The sequence below is a fragment of the Burkholderia dolosa genome, from assembly GCF_902499135.1.
Taxonomy (GTDB): Bacteria; Pseudomonadota; Gammaproteobacteria; order Burkholderiales; family Burkholderiaceae; genus Burkholderia; species Burkholderia dolosa.
Map to the genome: position 1 here is coordinate 1 of NZ_CABVPR010000092.1, position 16883 is coordinate 16883.

A 16883-nucleotide genomic window follows, 5' to 3' on the forward strand; every position below is an offset into this window, starting at 1 on the left:
CGGTCGCGCGCGCCATGCGCAGCGCGGCCCGTGTGCCGCGTCAGCGCACGGCGAGCTGCGCGGCCGCGCGCGACGACGCGACGAGCAGCAGCTTCATCGTCGCGCGCGTCGCGCCGACGAACAGCTTGCGTGCGGCGCGCGCATCGAGCGTGTCGAAATCGATCTCGGTCAGGATCACGCACGGCGCCGCCTGCCCCTTGAAGCGGTAGATCGAATCGAGCAGCACGTCGCCTTCGCGATATTCGGGGTTGCCGAACAGGTCGTACTTGCCGGTGAAGCGCTTGACGCGGTGCGGGCCGAGCTGGTCGAGCGACGCGAGCGCCGAATTCTCGCGGCCGCGATACGACAGCACCGCGATGTCCTGCTTGCGGAAACCGAGCGACAGCGCATGCGTGATCGCGCGCTTGGTCGCATCGATGCACGCTTCGGCGAGCGCGTCGTCGGACGCGCCCGCTTCGCCGTACGACGACACCGACGGATCGGACCCGTCGAACGGGCTGCCCGAGCTCAGCTCGGCGGCGAGCGGCTCGACGCGGCCGACGACGTCGCGCACGAATTCGAGCAGATCGCGCGGGCTGCGGTAGTTCGTGAGCGCCTTCAGCGTGACCCAGCCGGGCAGCGCGACCGGTTCGCGCAGGTACAGGTTCTGCAGCGGATCCTCGAGCCACCACCATGCGCCGTCGGGCGCGAGCAGCCGCTCGAGCGCGTGCGCCCACGGCGCGTGGAAGTCCTGTCCTTCGTCGACGATCAACACGTCGAAGCGCCAGCGCTCGGGAATCGGCGCCTGCGCGAAACGCGCCTCGAGCCGCTCGAACGCGCCGGGCGTGTCGAAGTCCGGCGTATAGCCGCCGTCGCGCGCGACCCAGTCGCACAGCTGGTGATAGTTCGCGATCTTCGCGCCGGGCGGCGCGATGCGCGCGATGTAGTCGGCGAGCGGCCGGTTGAAGCACACGTACAGCACGCGCTTGCCGGCGGCCACCGCATCGCGCATCGCCTGCACCGCAAGCTGCGTCTTGCCCGAGCCTGCGGTGCCGGTGACGCGCAGCCGGAACGGCGCGAACTCGAGCTGGCGCGCCCACGCGGCGAGGCCGCCGGACAGCCGCGTGACGAGCGTGCCGGCCTGGCCGACGAGCGCGCTGGTGTCGGGCGTGAGCGCCAGTTCGTCGGACAGGAAATGGTGGAGCTTCGTCGCGTTCGCGACCGGCTCGTCGTCTTCGGGCAGGATCTGCAGGATCACCTGCGCGAGCTGCGCCTTGCGCGACGCGTCGACGATGCGGTCGGCCGCGACGCCGGCGATCGCCGCCTGACGGATCGAGTAGTCGGGGCAATACAGCAGCGCCTCGACACCGTAGACGCCCGCGCCGAGCGCGGCCGTCAGGCGCCGGCGCAGCGTCTCCTGCGTGCGCGCGAGCTGGATCGCGACGTTGCGCTCCGTCTGCAGATAGACCTTCACGAGCCCTTTCGGCGTCTCGCGCAGGAAGCCGGCTTTCTGCTCGATCAGCAGGATGCGGCCGGCCGGGCTCACGACGACGAACGCCGCTTCGCCGAACACCGAGAACGCCTGCTCGGCGCGCGTCCAGTGCACGCCGTGATAGACGGTGTAGCCGTCCGGCAGCGCGCGCTCGAGCGCGGCGAGCGTTTCGCGCTTGCGTTCGGCCGCACCGGTCGCGGCGAGGCTTTTCCAGTCGTCGGGGATGAGTCGGGCCATGGAGTCGGGCGGCGGAGGCCGGCGTGGACGTGAACGGTGCGGCTATTGTACTGACCGCGTTCACGGCTGCGGCGCCGTGCGGATGTCGGCGCGTGCGATCGCGCGCCGCCCGGTGCCGTGGTGCGGATCAGCCGCGCGCGAGCCGTTTCGCGAGATCGGCGCTGAGGATCGCCATGCGCGCGGGCTTTTCGTAGCAGACGACGTCGAACGTGCGGATCACTTCGCTGATGTCGGCTTCGCTCGCGCGGCCGGTCAGCAGATCGCCGGTCAGCACGAAGATCGGCGCGCCCGGATTGTCGGATGCGCGCACGGCCTTGATCGCGGTCGCGGCCGTGCCGCCGTCGAACAGCCATTCGGTGACGACCGCGTCGAACGCCTGGCCTTGCAGCGCATCGACGAACGACGTGAGGCCGTCGAACGACGCGGTCGCGAAACCCTGCCGTTCGAGATAGCGGCACAGTTCGGTCGCGCTGACGCGATCGGGATCGATCACCGCGACGACGAGCTTGTCGCTTTCGGCGCGACGCGGATAGATTTCGATCTTGTGCACGTCGTACGCGTTCTGGTACAGCACGCCGGTGTGGCGCAGCACGCGCCAGCGGCCGTTTTGCTCGTACGCGACGAACTCGGGGCGCGCGCCGGCTTCGAGCGGCGCGCCGATCCATGCGGTGCACGGAATCTCGGCGACGCCCGCGTAAAGCACGGCTTCATGCGAGCATGCGCCGACCATGCCGGGGTCGAGCGTTTGCGCGCCGAACAGCTGCGCGGCGGGTTCGCCGTACGCTTCGGCGACTTTCTTGATCTGCGCGAGCGTCCACGGGCTGCTGCCGCGAAGCTTGCGGTGGCCTTGTGAAAAACTGAGGTCGAGGATCCGGCACAGCTCGGTGGTCTGCTGGCGCTTGCCGATGCCGTTGCGGGTCATCAGCTCGCGCACGCGCTCGGCAACCGCGAGGGAATCCGTGGTGATTGCTTCGGTGGTCATGCTACGGGAGCGGATCGGGTCGAATCGAATGACGTTCAGGACGACGCCTTGCGGCAGTCTCGGCGGACGATCTTGACGATGTCCGGTGGCGAGCCGACCGGCCACGCGCGGAAAAGATAACTTTACCGCAAAATGGCTGGCATTCCGTGTCGCGAAACGTGCGTTTCTGTGAAAGCTGTGTCACGACGTTACCGCGGCGCGTGCTGCCAGCATGCATTCACATCCAATACGAAACAATGACGACAACTTATCCGCTGCACGACACATTGACCCGCGCCGACACAGCGTTCCCCCACGAAGCCGACGTCGTGATCGCCGGCGCCGGCATCATGGGCTGCGCCGCCGCGTACTACCTCGCGCTGCGCGGGCTGAAGGCGGTCGTACTCGACAAGTCGCGCATCGCCGGCCAGCAGTCGACGCGCGCGTGGGGCTTCGTGCGACAGCAGGGCCGCGAGTCCGCCGAAGTCCCGTTGATGATGGCCGGCATGCGGATCTGGGAGAAATTAGAGGAAACGCTCGGTTTCGATCTCGAATGGCGGCAGGGCGGCTGCCTCTACATCGCGGACAACGAAGCGGACTGGGCGTCGTTCCAGGCGTGGCTCGCGGTCGCGCGCGAGCACGGGCTCGACACGCGCACGCTGACGTGCGCGCAGATCGACGAGCACGTGAGCGGGCTCGCGCGCGATGCGCGCACGCTCGGCGGCCTCTATACGGCGACCGACGGCCAGGCCGAGCCGCGCCGCGTGGCCGCCGCTTTCGCTGCGCGCGCAACCGAAGCGGGCGCACGTTTCTTCGAAGGCTGCGGCGTGACGGCGATCGAGACGGCCGGCGGCGCGGTCGTCGGCGTCGCGACCGAACGCGGCACGATCCGCGCGCGCCGCGTGATCTGCGCGGCCGGCGCGACCAGCTTCCGGCTGCTCGACGGCGTCGGCATCCGGTTGCCGCAGCAGGCGGTGCGCGGCACCTGCATGCGCACCAACGTGATGCCGCCGGTGTCCGCGTCGACGATCTGGGGGCACGGCCTCGGCATCCGGCAACGCCGGAGCGGCGCGATCAATCTGGCCGACGACATGCAGGTCGACGTCGACCTGACGCTCGGCCATCTGCGCGGGCTCAGCCTGTTCTGGCCGGAGTTCTGGTCGCAGCGCGAGAAATTCCGGCTGCATCTGAACGCATGCGCGTGGCGCGACGTCGTCGCGCGGATCCACGGCGACGTCGGGCCGATCGAGCCGCGCGATCCGCAGCCGCAGCCGAATCGCGCGCATGCGCCGCGCGCGCTCGCGAAACTGAAGGCGATTTTCCCCGCGCTGAAGGATGCGCAGATCGTCGAAGCGTGGGCCGGCCTGATCGACGTGCTGCCCGACGGGATTCCGGTGATCGACGCGCCCGGCACGCCGTCCGGGCTCGCGATTGCGACCGGCTTCTGCGGGCACGGCTTCGCGATGGGGCCGATCGTCGGCCGGCTGCTCGCCGAGTGGGTCGACACCGGCGCGCCGTCGCTCGACCTGTCCGCGTTCCGTGCGCAGCGCTTCGTCGACGGGACGATGGTGCGGCCGCGCAGCATGCTGTGAACGCGCGGCTCGCGCGCGGTCGCCGCCGGTAGAATCGAGCCCGCATCCTTCAGGAGATTCCCGTTGGCCACGCCTTCCCAGCGCCGCTCGTTACGCTCCCGGCTGCGTCGCGTGCGCGAGCCGTGGCAGGCGCCGCGTGCGCGCACGCTGTTCACGCGCCCCGCGACGTCGCCGCGGCGCACGCTGCTGGTCCGTCTCGGCGCGGTCGTGCTGCTGTGCATGCTCGCGTTCCTCGTGCTGTATCTCGATCGCGACGGCCTGCGCGATTCGACGAAGAGCACGCCGATGAGCGTCGCCGATCTCGTCTACTTCACGATGGTCACGGTCGCGACCGTCGGCTACGGCGACATCGTGCCCGTCACCGCGCGGGCGCGCCTGATCGACGCGTTCTTCATCGTGCCGATCCGCATCGTCATCTGGTTCATCTTTCTGGGCACGGCCTATCAGTTCGTGATCCAGCGCGTCGTCGAGGAATTCCGCATGAAACGTCTGCAAAAGCAACTGACCGGTCACATCGTCGTGTGCGGCTACGGGCTGTCCGGGTCGATCGCCGTGCGCGAGCTGCTCGAGAGCGGCGTCGATCCGGCGACGATCGTCGTGATCGACGCGCAGCAGCAGGCGCTCGAGGCCGCGACGTCGCTCGGCGTGACGGGGCTGCTCGGCGATCCGGCGCACGAGGATCTGCTGCGGCAGGCGCAGGTGCGCGTCGCGAAGGCCGTGATTATCTCGGTGACCGACGATCCGACCGCGATCCTGCTCACGCTGTCGGTGCGCAGCATCGCGCCGGAAACCAAGATCGTCGTGCGGATTCAGGAGAATCTCTATCAGCGGCAGCTGCGGCAGGCCGGCGCGGACGTGATCGTGTCGTCGACGAAGATCGGCGCGCTGCTGCTCGCCGACGCGGTGCACAGCCGCTACATCGTGCCGTTCGTCAACGACATGCTGTCGACGCGCGGGCGCGCGACGCTGGTCGAGCGCGAAGCGCTGCCGCACGAGGTCGGCTGCATGACGAACGCGGTGCCGGGCGCGATCGTGATCGGGCTCGACCGCGGCGGGAGGATCCAGTCGTTCTATGAAGATCCGCCTTGCCGGATCGACGCGGGCGATACGCTGGTCGTGATTCAGTCCGCGCGGATTCCGGACGCGGACGCGTGATGCCCGCCGTCGCGGGCCAGTGAAACGCCGCTTGCCGGCCGCGCCGCGTGCAAGCGGCCGGCGGCACACGAGGCCGGCGGCGTGCCCAAGCCGCGGCGCCCGCGCGAAACGCGGCTCGCCGCCGCCGTCACTTCACGCATTCGAGCGCGTATTTCAGCCCCGGCGCGAGCAGCCCGCGCCACACGTCCCACGTATGCCCGCCGTCGACGATGCGCAGCTCGGCCGGATTCTGCGCGCGGCGCAGCTGCGTATAGAGCAGGCTCGCCTCGGCCTGGATCGTCAGATCGTCGTCGCCGGCCGCGATGAACATCGGCACGCGCCAGCTTCTCGCGAAATAGCCGCGCATCAGCGCCGGATAGTTCAGCTCGTGCCACACGCGCGGATCGAACTGCCGGTCGCCGAACACGCCGACGTAGCGCGCGGCCGAGTTCAGCGGCGGCTCGTTCGCGTAGATCGCGGGGCTCAGCAGCATCGCGCCGCAGAACAGCCCCGGCTCGAGCAGCGAGAAGCGCAGCGCGCCGAAGCCGCCCATCGACACGCCGCCGATCGCGCGGCCCGCACGCTGGTTCGACACCGCGAAGTGCGCTTCGACTTCGGGCAGCAGATCGTTGAGGAACGCGCTCTGCATCTTCTCCTTGCGGTCGACGTACCAGTCGGTGCCGCCCTGCGGCATCACGACGACGACCGGCGGGATGTCGTGGCGCTCGATCAGCGTGTCGGCGGTGCCTTGCAGCCGGCCTTGCGTGATCCAGTCGTTCGCGTTGCCCGCATTGCCGTGCAGCAGGTACATCACCGGGTAGCGCGCGCCTTCCGCGTTGTAACCGGGCGGCAGGTAGACGGTGTACGACCAGTCGCGCTGCAACGCGGCCGAACGGAACGTGCGCAGCACGATGCTGCTGCCCGGATTGACCGCGTTGCCCGTGCCGGCCGGCGCGGCGGACGCGGGCGGGCCGACCGTCGGTGCGGCCGGCGCGGGCGAGGCCGGGAACGCGGACGGCGTCGCGCGGGCGGTGGCGATGGAGCCGGCGATCAGGGCGACGGCGAGCGGAACGGCGAGTCGACGCATGGCGAATCGTTTCGGAAGAGGCGCCGGCTATCGTAGCAGCGGCGCATGACGGCGCGGCGCGTCATCGCCGCGAGCGGAACGGCAGCCGCGCGACGAACGGCCCGTAGAGTTTGGCGACGAGATACAGCAGCGCCATCGCGACGACGTCGGCGGTCAGCCCGAGCGGCACGTCGAGATAGCCGTCCGTCGCCTGGTACAGCAGCGAGTCGACCGCGAGCGAGATGCCGGTGCCGGCGACGAAGCACAGCAGCCCCTGCCGGCCGATCGTGCCGATCCACGGCATCGCGTGCGCGACCTTCTTCATCCAGCCGAGGTGCACGAGCTTCGCGGCGAGCCATGCGATCGCCAGAAAATTCACGAGCCGCAGCGCGCCGAGGTTCTGCTTGATCGACGGATCGGTCGGGAACGGCTCGATGCGCAGCCGGTAGTACGCGCCGGCCGCGACGATCGCGAGCGACGCGGCCGTCAGCAGCCAGCCCTGCGGCTTCGGCGCGAGCGTCTGATAGACGGGCTGGCAGCGCGCGATCACGCCGAACACGAACAGGAACTGCCACGCGAACGGATTGAAGTCCCACGGCGCGCCTTCGACGGTCGGCAGGAACCGCGCGACGTGCGGCGCCGCGTACCACAGCGACCCGCTGAACGCGAGCAGCAGCCACGGCTGCGTGCGCGCGAGCGGCAGTGCGAGCGGCACGAGCAGCGCGAAGAACGCGTACATCGGCAGCACCGATGCGAGGTACGGCTGACGGCGGAACAGCAGGATGTCGCGCAGCGCCGCGAGCGGCTTGTGCAGCAGCCCGTCGAGATCGTTGGTCGGCATGTTGGGCCCGTCGATCGCGAACGCGTTCAGCACGGCCGTGATCAGCAGCATCAGGCCGGCCGTCACGAGGAATGCGCGATAGATCTCGAACGCGCGCCGGATGAAGCGCTGGCGCGCGGCGGCTTCGTCGTGCCGCTCTGCAAGCGAGTTGTAAGCGATTGCGGTCGCGAACCCGCCGAGGAACACGAACACCTCGGCCGCGTCGCACAGCGCGTACGCGTGCAGCGTCACGCGCGACAGGATGCTGCCGCCGATGTGGTCCACGACGATGACGAGCAGCACGAGGCCGCGAAAGAAATCGAGCTCCGCGTAGCGGCCGGCCCGTGCGGGCGGCGTCATCGGGCGGCCTCGCGGCGCGGCCCGCGTGCGCGGCCGGCGGGCGCCGCGCAGGAATCGGGGTGAAGCATGACTTCGTGAAGAAATGGCGAACGGATGCGCATTGTGCCACCGATGCGACGCGCTTCGGGTTTACGCGGATGGAACGCCGCCGTGCCGCGACCGGCAACGCGCGTCGGGCGGCCGGCGCAATCGGCCAGTTGGCCCGGCGCAACGCTTTGCGGACGGCTGCGTACCGCGGATGGACGCGCGATTTCCGACGTGACACCATTTCGTCCTCGCGCGTCTCGATATCGCGCCGTCCGCGCTGCGGGCCACCACAACAGACCAAACATGCGCCGGGTGCTCGCCCGCCCGGCCCGGCTCCGGAGATCCGACATGAAGAAGCACGCCCTTTTTGCCGCCGCGCTCGCCGCCTTTGCCGCGCCGGCGTTCGCGCAGGATAGCGTGACGCTGTACGGCCTGATCGACGAGGGCTTCAACTACACGAACAACGTGAACGTGAACGGCGTCGGGAAGACGAATTACCAGCTCGCGAGCGGCTATGCGCAGGGCAGCCGCTGGGGCCTGAAGGGCAGCGAGGAACTGGGCGGCGGGTTGAAGGCGATCTTCACGCTGGAAAACGGCTTCGACGTGAACAACGGGCGGCTCGGGCAGGGCGGCCGGATGTTCGGCCGGCAGGCGTTCGTCGGGCTCAGCCAGTCGCGCTTCGGCACGCTGACGTTCGGCCGCCAGTACGATTCCGTCGTCGACTATCTCGCGCCGCTGACCGCGAACGGCAACTGGGGCGGCACGCTGTTCTCGCATCCGTTCGACAACGACAACACCGACAACTCGTTTCGCGTCAACAACACCGTCAAGTACGCGAGCCCCGACTGGAACGGGCTGACGTTCGGCGGCACGTACAGCTTCAGCAACAGCACCGGTTTCTCGACCAATCGCCAGTACAGCGTCGGCGCGCAGTATTCGCTCGCCGGGCTGCAGGTCGCGGCCGCGTATCTGCAGGCGAACAGCCCGGGCGCCGGCAACGCGGGCGCGATCGCGGCCGACGACGCGAACTTCGTCGCCGACCGGCTGCGCATCTTCGGCGGCGGGATCAACTACACGTTCGGCCCGGCGACGGTCGGCTTCGTCTACACGAAGACCGACGTGAAGAACCCGGTGTCGACCGTCTATCTGCCGGCATCGACGTTCTCCGGTCTCGGGCTGACCGCGACGAAGTTCCAGAACTTCGAGGTCAACGGCAAGTACCAGCTGACGTCCGATTTCTATCTGGGCGCGCAGTACGTGTACACGGACGGCAAGTTCGATGCGGCGGCCGGCTCGTTCAAGCCGAAGTACCACACGGTCGGCCTGATGGCCGACTACAGCCTGTCCAAGCGCACCGACGTCTATCTGCAGGGCGCGTGGCAGAAGGTCGCCGGCGACAAGACCGGCACCGCGGCCGACGGCGGCTACGTGGTCGGCACGGACGGCCCGTCGTCGACGTCGAACCAGTTCTCGGTGCGCGCGGCGATCCGCCACAAGTTCTGATCGGCGCGAGCGCCGCGTCGCGCGCCGTCAGTCCGGGCGGCCGAGGTCGCCGAGCGTCTGCGCGAGCCAGTCGACGAAGATCCGCACGCGCGGCGCCAGATGCCGGCCGTACGGATACACGACCGACACCGGCAGCGGCGGCGCATGCCATTCCGGCAGCACTTCGACCAGCGAGCCGTCGGCGAGCAGCGGCGCGAGCCCCTCGCGCGGCGCCTGGATCAGCCCGAGTCCCGCCACGCAGCACGCGAGATACGCGTGCGAACTGTTCACCGACACGATGCTGCGCATCTTCACCGTGTGCAGCTCGCCCGTATCCATGTCCGTATATTCCCAGTCCAGTTCGCGGCTCGTGCGGCTCGACACGTAGCCGATCGCGACGTGGTCGGGCAGCTCGTCCGGCGAGCGCGGCGTGCCGTGCCGCGCGAGATACGCGGGCGACGCGCAGTTGACCTGCGCGAGTTCGCCGATCCGCCGGGCGACGAGCGACGTATCGGACAGCGTGCCGGCCCGCACCGCGCAGTCGATGCCGTCGGCGACGAGATCGACGAAACGGTCGGTCGTGCTGATCGCGACGCGCAGATCCGGATAGCGCGCGTGGAAGTCCGGCAGCGCCGGAATCACCTGGTTCAGCGCGAAGCGCTCGGGCAGGTCGACGCGAACCACGCCGCGCGGCGACGCGCCGGCATCGTCGAACAGCGTTTCGGCATCGTCGAGGTCGGCGAGCAGCCGCGTACACCGTTCGTAGTAGGTCGCGCCCTCGGCGGTCAGCGCGACGCGTCGCGTCGTGCGCTGCAGCAGGCGCACCTTCAGGTGCTTTTCCAGATACTGGACGGCGTTGCTGACCGTCGGCCGCGGCAGTTGCAGCTGCTCGGCCGCTTTCGTGAAGCTGCCGAGATGGGCGACGCGCGCGAAGATGCGCATTGCATGCAGATGATCCATGCGGAGCGGGAGCATTGGCGAATTGAGACAGGCTCCATTGTTAATCACCGTCGAACGGTTTGGTCGAGACTTTCGCGTTTATCGCGCGGCGGCGCGCGCCGACAATCGCGTTCATCCACTCACCACCGGAAGGACACGGACATGGACAAGCGTCAACTCGGCCGTACGGGCCCGCAGGTATCGGCGATCGCACTCGGCTGCATGGGGATGTCGGATCTGTACGGGCCGGCCGATCGCGACGAGAGCATCGCGACGCTGCACGCGGCGCTCGACAACGGGATCACGCTGCTCGACACCGGCGATTTCTACGGCATGGGCGACAACGAGATGCTGATCCGCGACGCGCTGCGCGGGCGCACGCGCGAGCAGGTGCTGATCAGCGTGAAGTTCGGCGCGCTGCGCGACCCGGCCGGCGCGTTCGCCGGCTACGATGCGCGACCGCAGGCCGTCCGCAACTTCGTCGCGTATTCGCTGAAGCGGCTCGGCACCGACTACATCGACGTCTATCGGCCCGCGCGCGTCGATCCGGCGGTGCCGATCGAGGACACGGTCGGCGCGATCGCCGATCTCGTGAAGGCCGGCTACGTGCGCCATATCGGGCTGTCGGAAGCCGGTGCCGATACGATCCGCCGCGCGGCGGCGGTCGCGCCGATCGCCGATCTGCAGATCGAATACTCGCTGCTGTCGCGCGACATCGAGGCCGACATTCTGCCCGCGTGCCGCGCGCTCGGCATCGGCGTGACGGCGTACGGCGTGCTGTCGCGCGGGCTGCTCGGCGGACGCTGGAGCGCCGCACGGCAGCGCGAGCGCGACTTCCGCGCGGCGAGCCCGCGCTTCCAGGGCGAAAACCTCGCGCACAACCTCGCGCTCGTCGACGCGCTGCGCGCGATCGCGGACGAGAAGGGCAGCAATCCGGCGCAGATCGCGATCGCGTGGGCGCTGTCGCGCGGCGACGACATCGTGCCGCTGATCGGCGCGCGCAAGTGCACGCAGCTTCAGGACGCGCTTCACGCGGCCGGCATGCGGCTCTCGGCCGACGACCTCGCACGCATCGAAGCGGCGGTGCCCGCCGGCGCGGCGGCCGGCGAACGTTACCCGGCTGCGCAGATGGCGCATCTCGACAGCGAGCGGCAGCGCGGCGGCGGGCAGCGCGCGTGACGCGCCGCGCTCCGTCCGGCGGGCCCGAGCCAGCGTCAGGCAAATCCAGATGGCGGGCGGCGCACCGGTGATCCATCATCGGCGCCGTACTCATCCGGACGGAACGCCATCGATGCACATTCAGACGCTGACGATCATCGCGCTCGTTTTTCTGCTGGCCGGCGCGGTCAAGGGGATGATCGGCCTCGGGCTGCCGACGATCGCGATGGGGCTGCTGACGCTGGCGATGCCGCCGTCGGCGGCCGCGAGCCTGCTGCTCGTGCCGTCGTTCGTCACCAACGTGTGGCAGTTGGCGCTCGGCCCGGCATTCGGGCCGCTGCTGCGCCGCCTGTGGCCGTTGTTCGCCGGGCTGACGGTCGGCACGCTGACCGGCGGCCTGCCCGCGCTCGCGACGGGCAGCACGTGGACGCATGCGGCGCTCGGCGTCGTGCTGGTCGCGTACGGGCTGTGGGGGCTCGCTGCCGCGCGGCTGCCCGCGCCGGGACGTCACGAGAAGTGGCTGTCCGCCGCGGTCGGCTATCTGACCGGCATCGTGACGGCCGCGACCGGCGTGTTCGTCGTGCCGGCCGTCCCGTATCTGCAGGCGCTGCGGCTGCCGAAGGACGATCTGATCCAGGCGCTCGGACTGTCGTTTACCGCGTCGACGATCGCGCTCGGCGTGCAGCTGCGGATCACCGGCGCGCTGCAGGGCGTCGATCTCGGCGTATCGGCGCTTGCGCTCGTGCCGGCGCTCGCCGGGATGGCCGGCGGTCAGTTCGCGCGGCGCGTGATGAGCGAGCAGACGTTCCGGCGCTGCTTCTTCGTCGGGCTGATCGCGCTCGGTGCGTACATGGCCGCGTCCGGGTGGCGGTGAGCGGCTTCGTGCCGCCGGACGACGACGCGCGAACCGGCATCGGCATGTTTCGTTCGGGAGCCGGCACGTGGGGACCGTGCGTGAGCGCCGCCGGGCGTCGCCGCGCTGTGCTCCGTGCCGCTCATGCAGGATCCGCGTACGTCAGCGTCCATCCGAACGTGCGCGTCGTGCCCGCGCCGAGCGCGAACGGCTTCGTCGTGCACGCGAAGTTCGAATGCAGCTGGCCGATCGGCGTCGTCGACAACGGGTTCGTCGCGCCGTTCGCGGTGTCGAACGCGGTCAGCGTGCAGCCGTCGAACCCGGACGCCGCATAACCGGTCGCCGGCCCGTTCGCATACGCGACCGACACGCCGTCGCCGTTGGCTCGCGTCGCCGCGACATCCGCGAACGACGTGAAATCCGTTTCGACCGCCAGGTTGCCGGCCAGCGTGCCGGAGCTCAGCGTGTCGCTGCGCGCGATCGTGCCGTGCGAGAACGTCAGCACCGTATGCAGCTGCAGATCGAGGTCGGTCGTGTACGGCGCGTTCTTCGATGCGACGCGGAACTTCGCGGTATCGAACGATACGATCACCTGTCCGTTGCTCTGCTGCACGTTCAGATTCTTGTAGTACGTGACCGGGATGTACGTCTTCCCGTTGTACGACACCTGCGGCACCAGCAGCGCATAGCCGAGATCGGTCGTTCCGTAGATCAGCTTGTCCGAGAACGGCACCGGATAGTACGGCGTGTACGAATCGTAGTCGGGCGCCTGGCTCAGGTTCAGGTTGATCACGCGCCGGCCGTCGCGCACGGTGACGAGCGCCGCGCTGTACGGATGCGCGGGGTCGCCGGGCAGGTTGTACCAGGTCAGCGTGTAGCGCGGCAGCGCATCGAGCCACGCGTTGTAGTCCGAATCGGACATCGGCGCCTTGCCGCCGAATCCGAGCTTGTTCCACCACGCATTCACGTACAGGTACTGGTGCAGCAGGCTGAAGTTTTCTCCCATCACGCGCGGCTTGCCGCGATACGCGTCGGTCCCGCGGCCCTTCACCCACATGTTGACCGACGGCGTCGGCAGCGACGCGTCGTACCAGTACGTGTCGAACCGGTGTGCGGCCTTGTCGATGAATGCGTACGCGATCTGCATTTCCTTGTCCGACAGCACGCCGGCGTTGGCGGCGGCCGTCAGCACTTCCATGAACGCCGAGTCGCCGTACGGGCCGATCGAGCGGCCGTAGTTGAAGCCTTCGCCGTCCGCGTTCAGCTGCGGCAGGATCAGGTCGACCGATTTGCGCAGATAAGCCTTCAGCTCGGGCGTCAGATTCGCTTCGTTGCCCATCTCGAACGTGCGCTCGACGACTTCGCCGATCAGCAGCGTGCTGTAGCGGTCGAAGCGCGCCTGATCGTAGTACGTCGTATGCGTGTTCGACGCTTCGTCCGAGAACCCGCCGGACGAGTCGTTGCGGATGTGGTTCGCGAGCGTGTACAGCAGCGCATCGCGCGCGCCCATCGTCGCGACGGCCGGATCGGTCGCGGACGAGAACGACGGATTGCTCCAGCCGAGCTTCTGACGCAGTCCGGCGATTCCGTACGACACCGCGTAGTAGTTCTGCGCAGTGTTCAGCGACGCGATGTCGATCGGCGTGCCGGCGCCCGGGCACGTGTCGGTCTTGCCGCTCGCGTCCGGGCCGAACATGTCGCAGAACGTGAGCCGGCGCTGCAGCGTCGCGAGCATCGCGTCGCTGAATGCTTCGTTCAGCATCCCGTGCGCATTCAGGTTGTTCAGCGCGACCAGATAGTAGTACTCGCCCCACGACGTATTCGCATATGCGTAGTTGCTGCCCGACTGCGCCATCATCGCGGTCGTGACGTTCCGGTACGTCGCGAGATAGTCCGCGTAGCGCGGATCGCCCTTCGTCTTCATGTCGATCAGGATGTACGACAGGCCGAGCGCGAGCTTGCCGGGCAGGAATTTGTCGCCGGTGTTCGTGTCGAGCACGTGGACCGGCGTGCCGTCGCCGAGATCCATCACGACCTGCGTGAAGTCCGGCGACTTTCTGATCAGGTCGAACAGCGCGCGCATCTGGCCCATCATCGTGGCCGGAATGTCGGAGCCGGCCGGCACGCTGGTGTCGGGCGCGCCGTACACCAGCGCGTGCAGCGAGTTCGGCGCGAGTGCGGGCGTGGACGGCGGCGGCGATGACGACGCTGCCGGCGATCCGTTCACGTCGTTGCCGCCGCAACCGCCGACGAACAGCATGGAAAGGGCGCCGAACGCGGCGCCGAGCGCGATTGTGCGTCGTGAATGCATGGTGTCTCCGGTTCGAATCGTGATGACGGCCGCTGCGCAACGGCGGCGCGGTGCGCGCTCGTCCGTCGGGCTGCGACGTCGCGCGCGGTGAATGGAAAACGTTTTCCAATCTAGGCGTCGGTCGACGCGATGTCAATGAACTTTCGTGACGGGACGACGAGGGCAAACCCGAGCGTCGGCATCAGAATAGATTACCGATATACGCGAATCGTTGCGGAAAATACGGGAATTTTGTGCAGTGCGCGATGGAGCGGAATGAACGAAAGCGCTGACAACAGCGGCATTCCACGATCGATCGTCGGAACTCCGCGCGATGAGAAAACGTTATCCGAATGTGTCGGCGCAAGACCCGGTCGCGTCGCGCGTTCCGGCCACGCTAAAGCTGCGCGTCGATCGCCGCCTTGTCGATCACCGACCACACCTGCCGGATCTTGCCGTCATGAAACGCATAGATCACGTTTTCGGCGAACGACACCTTGCGGCCGTTGACCGCGAGACCGAGAAACGTGCCGCGCGGCGAGCAGTCGAACTGCAGCCGGCAAGCGACGTGCGGCGGCTCGCAGACAAGCAGCGCGATCTTGAAGTGCAGATCCGGAATATCGCGGAAATCCTGCTCGAGCATCGCGCGATAGCCGGACAGGCCGAGCCGTCGGTCGTTGTGAATCACGTCGTCGCCGACGTATTGGCCGAGCGCCGGCCAATCCTGGCGGTTCAGGCAGTCGATATACGCGCGATAGCACGCGGCAAGGTCGGTATCGGTCATGGTTGAAACCTCTGCGTCGATAGGCGGCGAGTCGATCGTGCTGTCCGGATGCTTGCGTAGCTGCGTCGCGCGTTCGCCGGTGCGGCCGGCTTCATCGCGGCGGCGCGTCGCCCGACAGGAACGAGACGAATTCCCGCGTGTATTTGGGTAGCGCGTCGAACGATCGCGCGCACAGCGTCAGCCGCCTGTGGCTCCACGCGTCCGACAGTTCGACGAGCCGGATGTCCATCGTCTGCATCGCGCGTTCCGCCGCATGGCGGGACACGATGCCGATGCCCACGCCGCTCTCGATCACGCGGCAGATCGCATCGAAACTCTTCAGCTGCACACGATAGCGGATCCGCTTGCCGAGCGCGCGCGCCTGGTCGGCGAGATGCACCTGCAGCGCGCTGCCGTCGGTGAGGCCGATGAAGTCCGCGTCGGCGATGTCGTCGAACGCGACGCTGCCACGCGACGCGAGCGGATGCCCGGCCGGCACGACGACGATCAGCCAGTCCTCGCGGAACGGTTTCTGTTCGAGGCCGCCGAGGCCGACCGAGTCGGCGACGATACCGACGTCGGCCGTCTTGTTGCGGATCGCATGCACGATTTCCTGGCTCGACCGCTCCTCGACGCTGATCGACAGTTTCGGATGATGCGGCAGGTAATCGGCCAGCGCATCGGGCAGATATTCGCTGAGCGATGCGGTGTTGCACAGCAGCCGGATGTGTCCGCGCAGCCCCTGGCCGTATTGCTGCAATTCGCCGCGCATGTGGTCGATCTGCTGCAGCACGGTGCGCGCATGGTGCTCGAGCGCGCGGCCCGCGTCGGTGACCTGCGTGCCGGACTTGGTCCGATGCAGCAGCGGCACGCCGAGTTCGTCCTCCATCCCGCGAATGCGTTCGCTCGCCGCCTGCAGCGTGATGTGCGTGCGCTCGGCGCCGCCCGTGATCGTGCCCGCGTCGCAAATATTGAGAAAAAGCCGCAGGTCGGTCAGGTCGAAGCGCATGGCGGGGAGCACGGTCGATCACGTTGGAATGGCCGATACGTTAGCAGGAACGGCACGCGCGGTCTCAGGCATTGCCTGAGACCGGATTCGCCGGATCCGCATTTTCGGGACAAGGTCGAGGCCCGATCATGGCTTCACATCGAACGGGGAGCGTGTCATGCAAATCGATTCGTCGTGGGGCGTGTCGTTCAAGATCGCGTTGCATCTGATCTTTCTGTGCATTGGCATCGCGTACGCGTGCGCCGAACTGCTCGAATGGCTGCGTTGAATACCGACCGCAGCGCGCGTCGCTTCCGCCGCGTCCTTGAGTTGCCTTCAATTCGTCTATTGAAAATCGACGGCCTATAGCGGCGAGCGGCGAAAAATCTTCCGATTTCACGCGAAAAACCCATCAAGTTTTTCGCGATCCGTCCGTATTACCGGTAGCGAGCGTCCTTCGGCGCCGGCGCGTGATCGTTTGTCATCATTGTTTGCATCCGGTTACACGTCGGCCGTTCCGTTTTTGAGATGCTTGAAAGATTGTCAAACCGGAGTCGGATCGTCCATGGAAAAGCGCGAGATCAACCGCAACGCGGCGTGGCTGTCGGGCCTCGCCGCCGTGCTGGTCATGGCCGGTTGCGCCAGCACGCAGTCGGTCCCGCCGAGCGACACGCTGGCCGGCCAGCCGTCGCCGGGCCCGGGCGCCGCCGCACCGTCGGCCGCCGCGCCTGCCGCGCCGCCG

13 protein-coding genes and 1 pseudogene are annotated in these 16883 nt (G+C 68.2%); 6 read left to right on the plus strand and 8 right to left on the minus strand.

Annotated elements, in window-relative coordinates:
• Positions 1–40 precede the first annotated feature (40 nt).
• Together BUB20358_RS26225 and BUB20358_RS26230 are read right to left on the minus strand one after the other, a co-directional pair.
• On the minus strand, positions 41–1708 hold the full coding sequence (locus BUB20358_RS26225; protein WP_035974268.1) for an ATP-binding domain-containing protein: 1668 nt from the start codon (positions 1706–1708) through the stop codon (positions 41–43).
• Between the two features lie 127 nt (positions 1709–1835).
• The gene (locus tag BUB20358_RS26230) at positions 1836–2690 is read right to left on the minus strand and encodes a helix-turn-helix domain-containing protein (RefSeq protein WP_035974266.1); all 855 of its coding nucleotides are present in this window, start codon (positions 2688–2690) and stop codon (positions 1836–1838) included.
• A gap of 236 nt (positions 2691–2926) precedes the next feature.
• On the opposite strand from BUB20358_RS26230, the gene BUB20358_RS26235 reads away from it, so the two are divergent.
• Both BUB20358_RS26235 and BUB20358_RS26240 read left to right on the plus strand, forming a co-directional pair.
• The gene (locus BUB20358_RS26235) at positions 2927–4261 is read left to right on the plus strand and encodes an NAD(P)/FAD-dependent oxidoreductase (protein ID WP_035974264.1); all 1335 of its coding nucleotides are present in this window, start codon (positions 2927–2929) and stop codon (positions 4259–4261) included.
• A 63-nt stretch (positions 4262–4324) separates the two neighbouring features.
• Positions 4325–5416, plus strand: a complete 1092-nt coding sequence (locus BUB20358_RS26240) for a potassium channel family protein (protein WP_035974262.1) — start codon at positions 4325–4327, stop codon at positions 5414–5416.
• 127 nt (positions 5417–5543) lie between these two features.
• Here the strand turns inward: BUB20358_RS26240 and BUB20358_RS26245 are convergent, their stop codons facing one another.
• A complete protein-coding gene (locus tag BUB20358_RS26245) occupies positions 5544–6482 on the minus strand; it encodes an alpha/beta hydrolase (protein WP_006766091.1) in 939 nt (312 codons plus the stop codon).
• 61 nt (positions 6483–6543) lie between these two features.
• The gene (locus BUB20358_RS26250; RefSeq protein WP_035974260.1) at positions 6544–7641 is read right to left on the minus strand and encodes an OpgC domain-containing protein; all 1098 of its coding nucleotides are present in this window, start codon (positions 7639–7641) and stop codon (positions 6544–6546) included.
• A gap of 375 nt (positions 7642–8016) precedes the next feature.
• On the opposite strand from BUB20358_RS26250, the gene BUB20358_RS26255 reads away from it, so the two are divergent.
• Entirely contained in the window at positions 8017–9171 is a 1155-nt protein-coding gene (locus BUB20358_RS26255) for a porin (RefSeq protein WP_035974258.1), read from the plus strand.
• Between the two features lie 27 nt (positions 9172–9198).
• Here the strand turns inward: BUB20358_RS26255 and BUB20358_RS26260 are convergent, their stop codons facing one another.
• A complete protein-coding gene (locus BUB20358_RS26260; protein WP_006766088.1) occupies positions 9199–10110 on the minus strand; it encodes a LysR family transcriptional regulator in 912 nt (303 codons plus the stop codon).
• 141 nt (positions 10111–10251) lie between these two features.
• On the opposite strand from BUB20358_RS26260, the gene BUB20358_RS26265 reads away from it, so the two are divergent.
• Positions 10252–11268 carry an aldo/keto reductase gene (locus BUB20358_RS26265; RefSeq protein ID WP_006766087.1) on the plus strand — a complete coding sequence of 339 codons (1017 nt, stop codon included), beginning with the start codon at positions 10252–10254 and terminating at the stop codon, positions 11266–11268.
• A 112-nt stretch (positions 11269–11380) separates the two neighbouring features.
• A complete protein-coding gene (locus tag BUB20358_RS26270) occupies positions 11381–12121 on the plus strand; it encodes a sulfite exporter TauE/SafE family protein (protein WP_035975308.1) in 741 nt (246 codons plus the stop codon).
• A 121-nt stretch (positions 12122–12242) separates the two neighbouring features.
• Here the strand turns inward: BUB20358_RS26270 and BUB20358_RS26275 are convergent, their stop codons facing one another.
• From BUB20358_RS26275 to BUB20358_RS26285, 3 genes are all read right to left on the minus strand, one after another.
• Positions 12243–14411: a hypothetical protein gene (locus tag BUB20358_RS26275; protein ID WP_006766085.1), complete on the minus strand. Its 2169-nt coding sequence runs from the start codon at positions 14409–14411 to the stop codon at positions 12243–12245.
• A 376-nt stretch (positions 14412–14787) separates the two neighbouring features.
• A complete protein-coding gene (locus BUB20358_RS26280; protein ID WP_006766084.1) occupies positions 14788–15174 on the minus strand; it encodes an ester cyclase in 387 nt (128 codons plus the stop codon).
• A 91-nt stretch (positions 15175–15265) separates the two neighbouring features.
• Positions 15266–16162: a LysR substrate-binding domain-containing protein gene (locus BUB20358_RS26285; RefSeq protein WP_006766083.1), complete on the minus strand. Its 897-nt coding sequence runs from the start codon at positions 16160–16162 to the stop codon at positions 15266–15268.
• 544 nt (positions 16163–16706) lie between these two features.
• Between BUB20358_RS26285 and BUB20358_RS28520 the strand changes: the two are divergent.
• Positions 16707–16883, plus strand: a pseudogene (locus BUB20358_RS28520) (peptidase); the annotation flags it as partial.

What these genes read in the sequence shown, in the direction of transcription:
- BUB20358_RS26225 (WP_035974268.1), bottom strand. Translation starts at nt 1,708, where the DNA reads ATGGCCCGACTCATCCCCGACGACTGGAAAAGCCTCGCCGCGACCGGT.
- BUB20358_RS26250 (WP_035974260.1), bottom strand. Translation starts at nt 7,641, where the DNA reads ATGACGCCGCCCGCACGGGCCGGCCGCTACGCGGAGCTCGATTTCTTT.
- BUB20358_RS26255 (WP_035974258.1), top strand. Translation starts at nt 8,017, where the DNA reads ATGAAGAAGCACGCCCTTTTTGCCGCCGCGCTCGCCGCCTTTGCCGCG.
- BUB20358_RS26230 (WP_035974266.1), bottom strand. Translation starts at nt 2,690, where the DNA reads ATGACCACCGAAGCAATCACCACGGATTCCCTCGCGGTTGCCGAGCGC.
- BUB20358_RS26245 (WP_006766091.1), bottom strand. Translation starts at nt 6,482, where the DNA reads ATGCGTCGACTCGCCGTTCCGCTCGCCGTCGCCCTGATCGCCGGCTCC.
- BUB20358_RS26275 (WP_006766085.1), bottom strand. Translation starts at nt 14,411, where the DNA reads ATGCATTCACGACGCACAATCGCGCTCGGCGCCGCGTTCGGCGCCCTT.
- BUB20358_RS26265 (WP_006766087.1), top strand. Translation starts at nt 10,252, where the DNA reads ATGGACAAGCGTCAACTCGGCCGTACGGGCCCGCAGGTATCGGCGATC.
- BUB20358_RS26235 (WP_035974264.1), top strand. Translation starts at nt 2,927, where the DNA reads ATGACGACAACTTATCCGCTGCACGACACATTGACCCGCGCCGACACA.
- BUB20358_RS26285 (WP_006766083.1), bottom strand. Translation starts at nt 16,162, where the DNA reads ATGCGCTTCGACCTGACCGACCTGCGGCTTTTTCTCAATATTTGCGAC.
- BUB20358_RS26260 (WP_006766088.1), bottom strand. Translation starts at nt 10,110, where the DNA reads ATGGATCATCTGCATGCAATGCGCATCTTCGCGCGCGTCGCCCATCTC.
- BUB20358_RS26270 (WP_035975308.1), top strand. Translation starts at nt 11,381, where the DNA reads ATGCACATTCAGACGCTGACGATCATCGCGCTCGTTTTTCTGCTGGCC.
- BUB20358_RS26280 (WP_006766084.1), bottom strand. Translation starts at nt 15,174, where the DNA reads ATGACCGATACCGACCTTGCCGCGTGCTATCGCGCGTATATCGACTGC.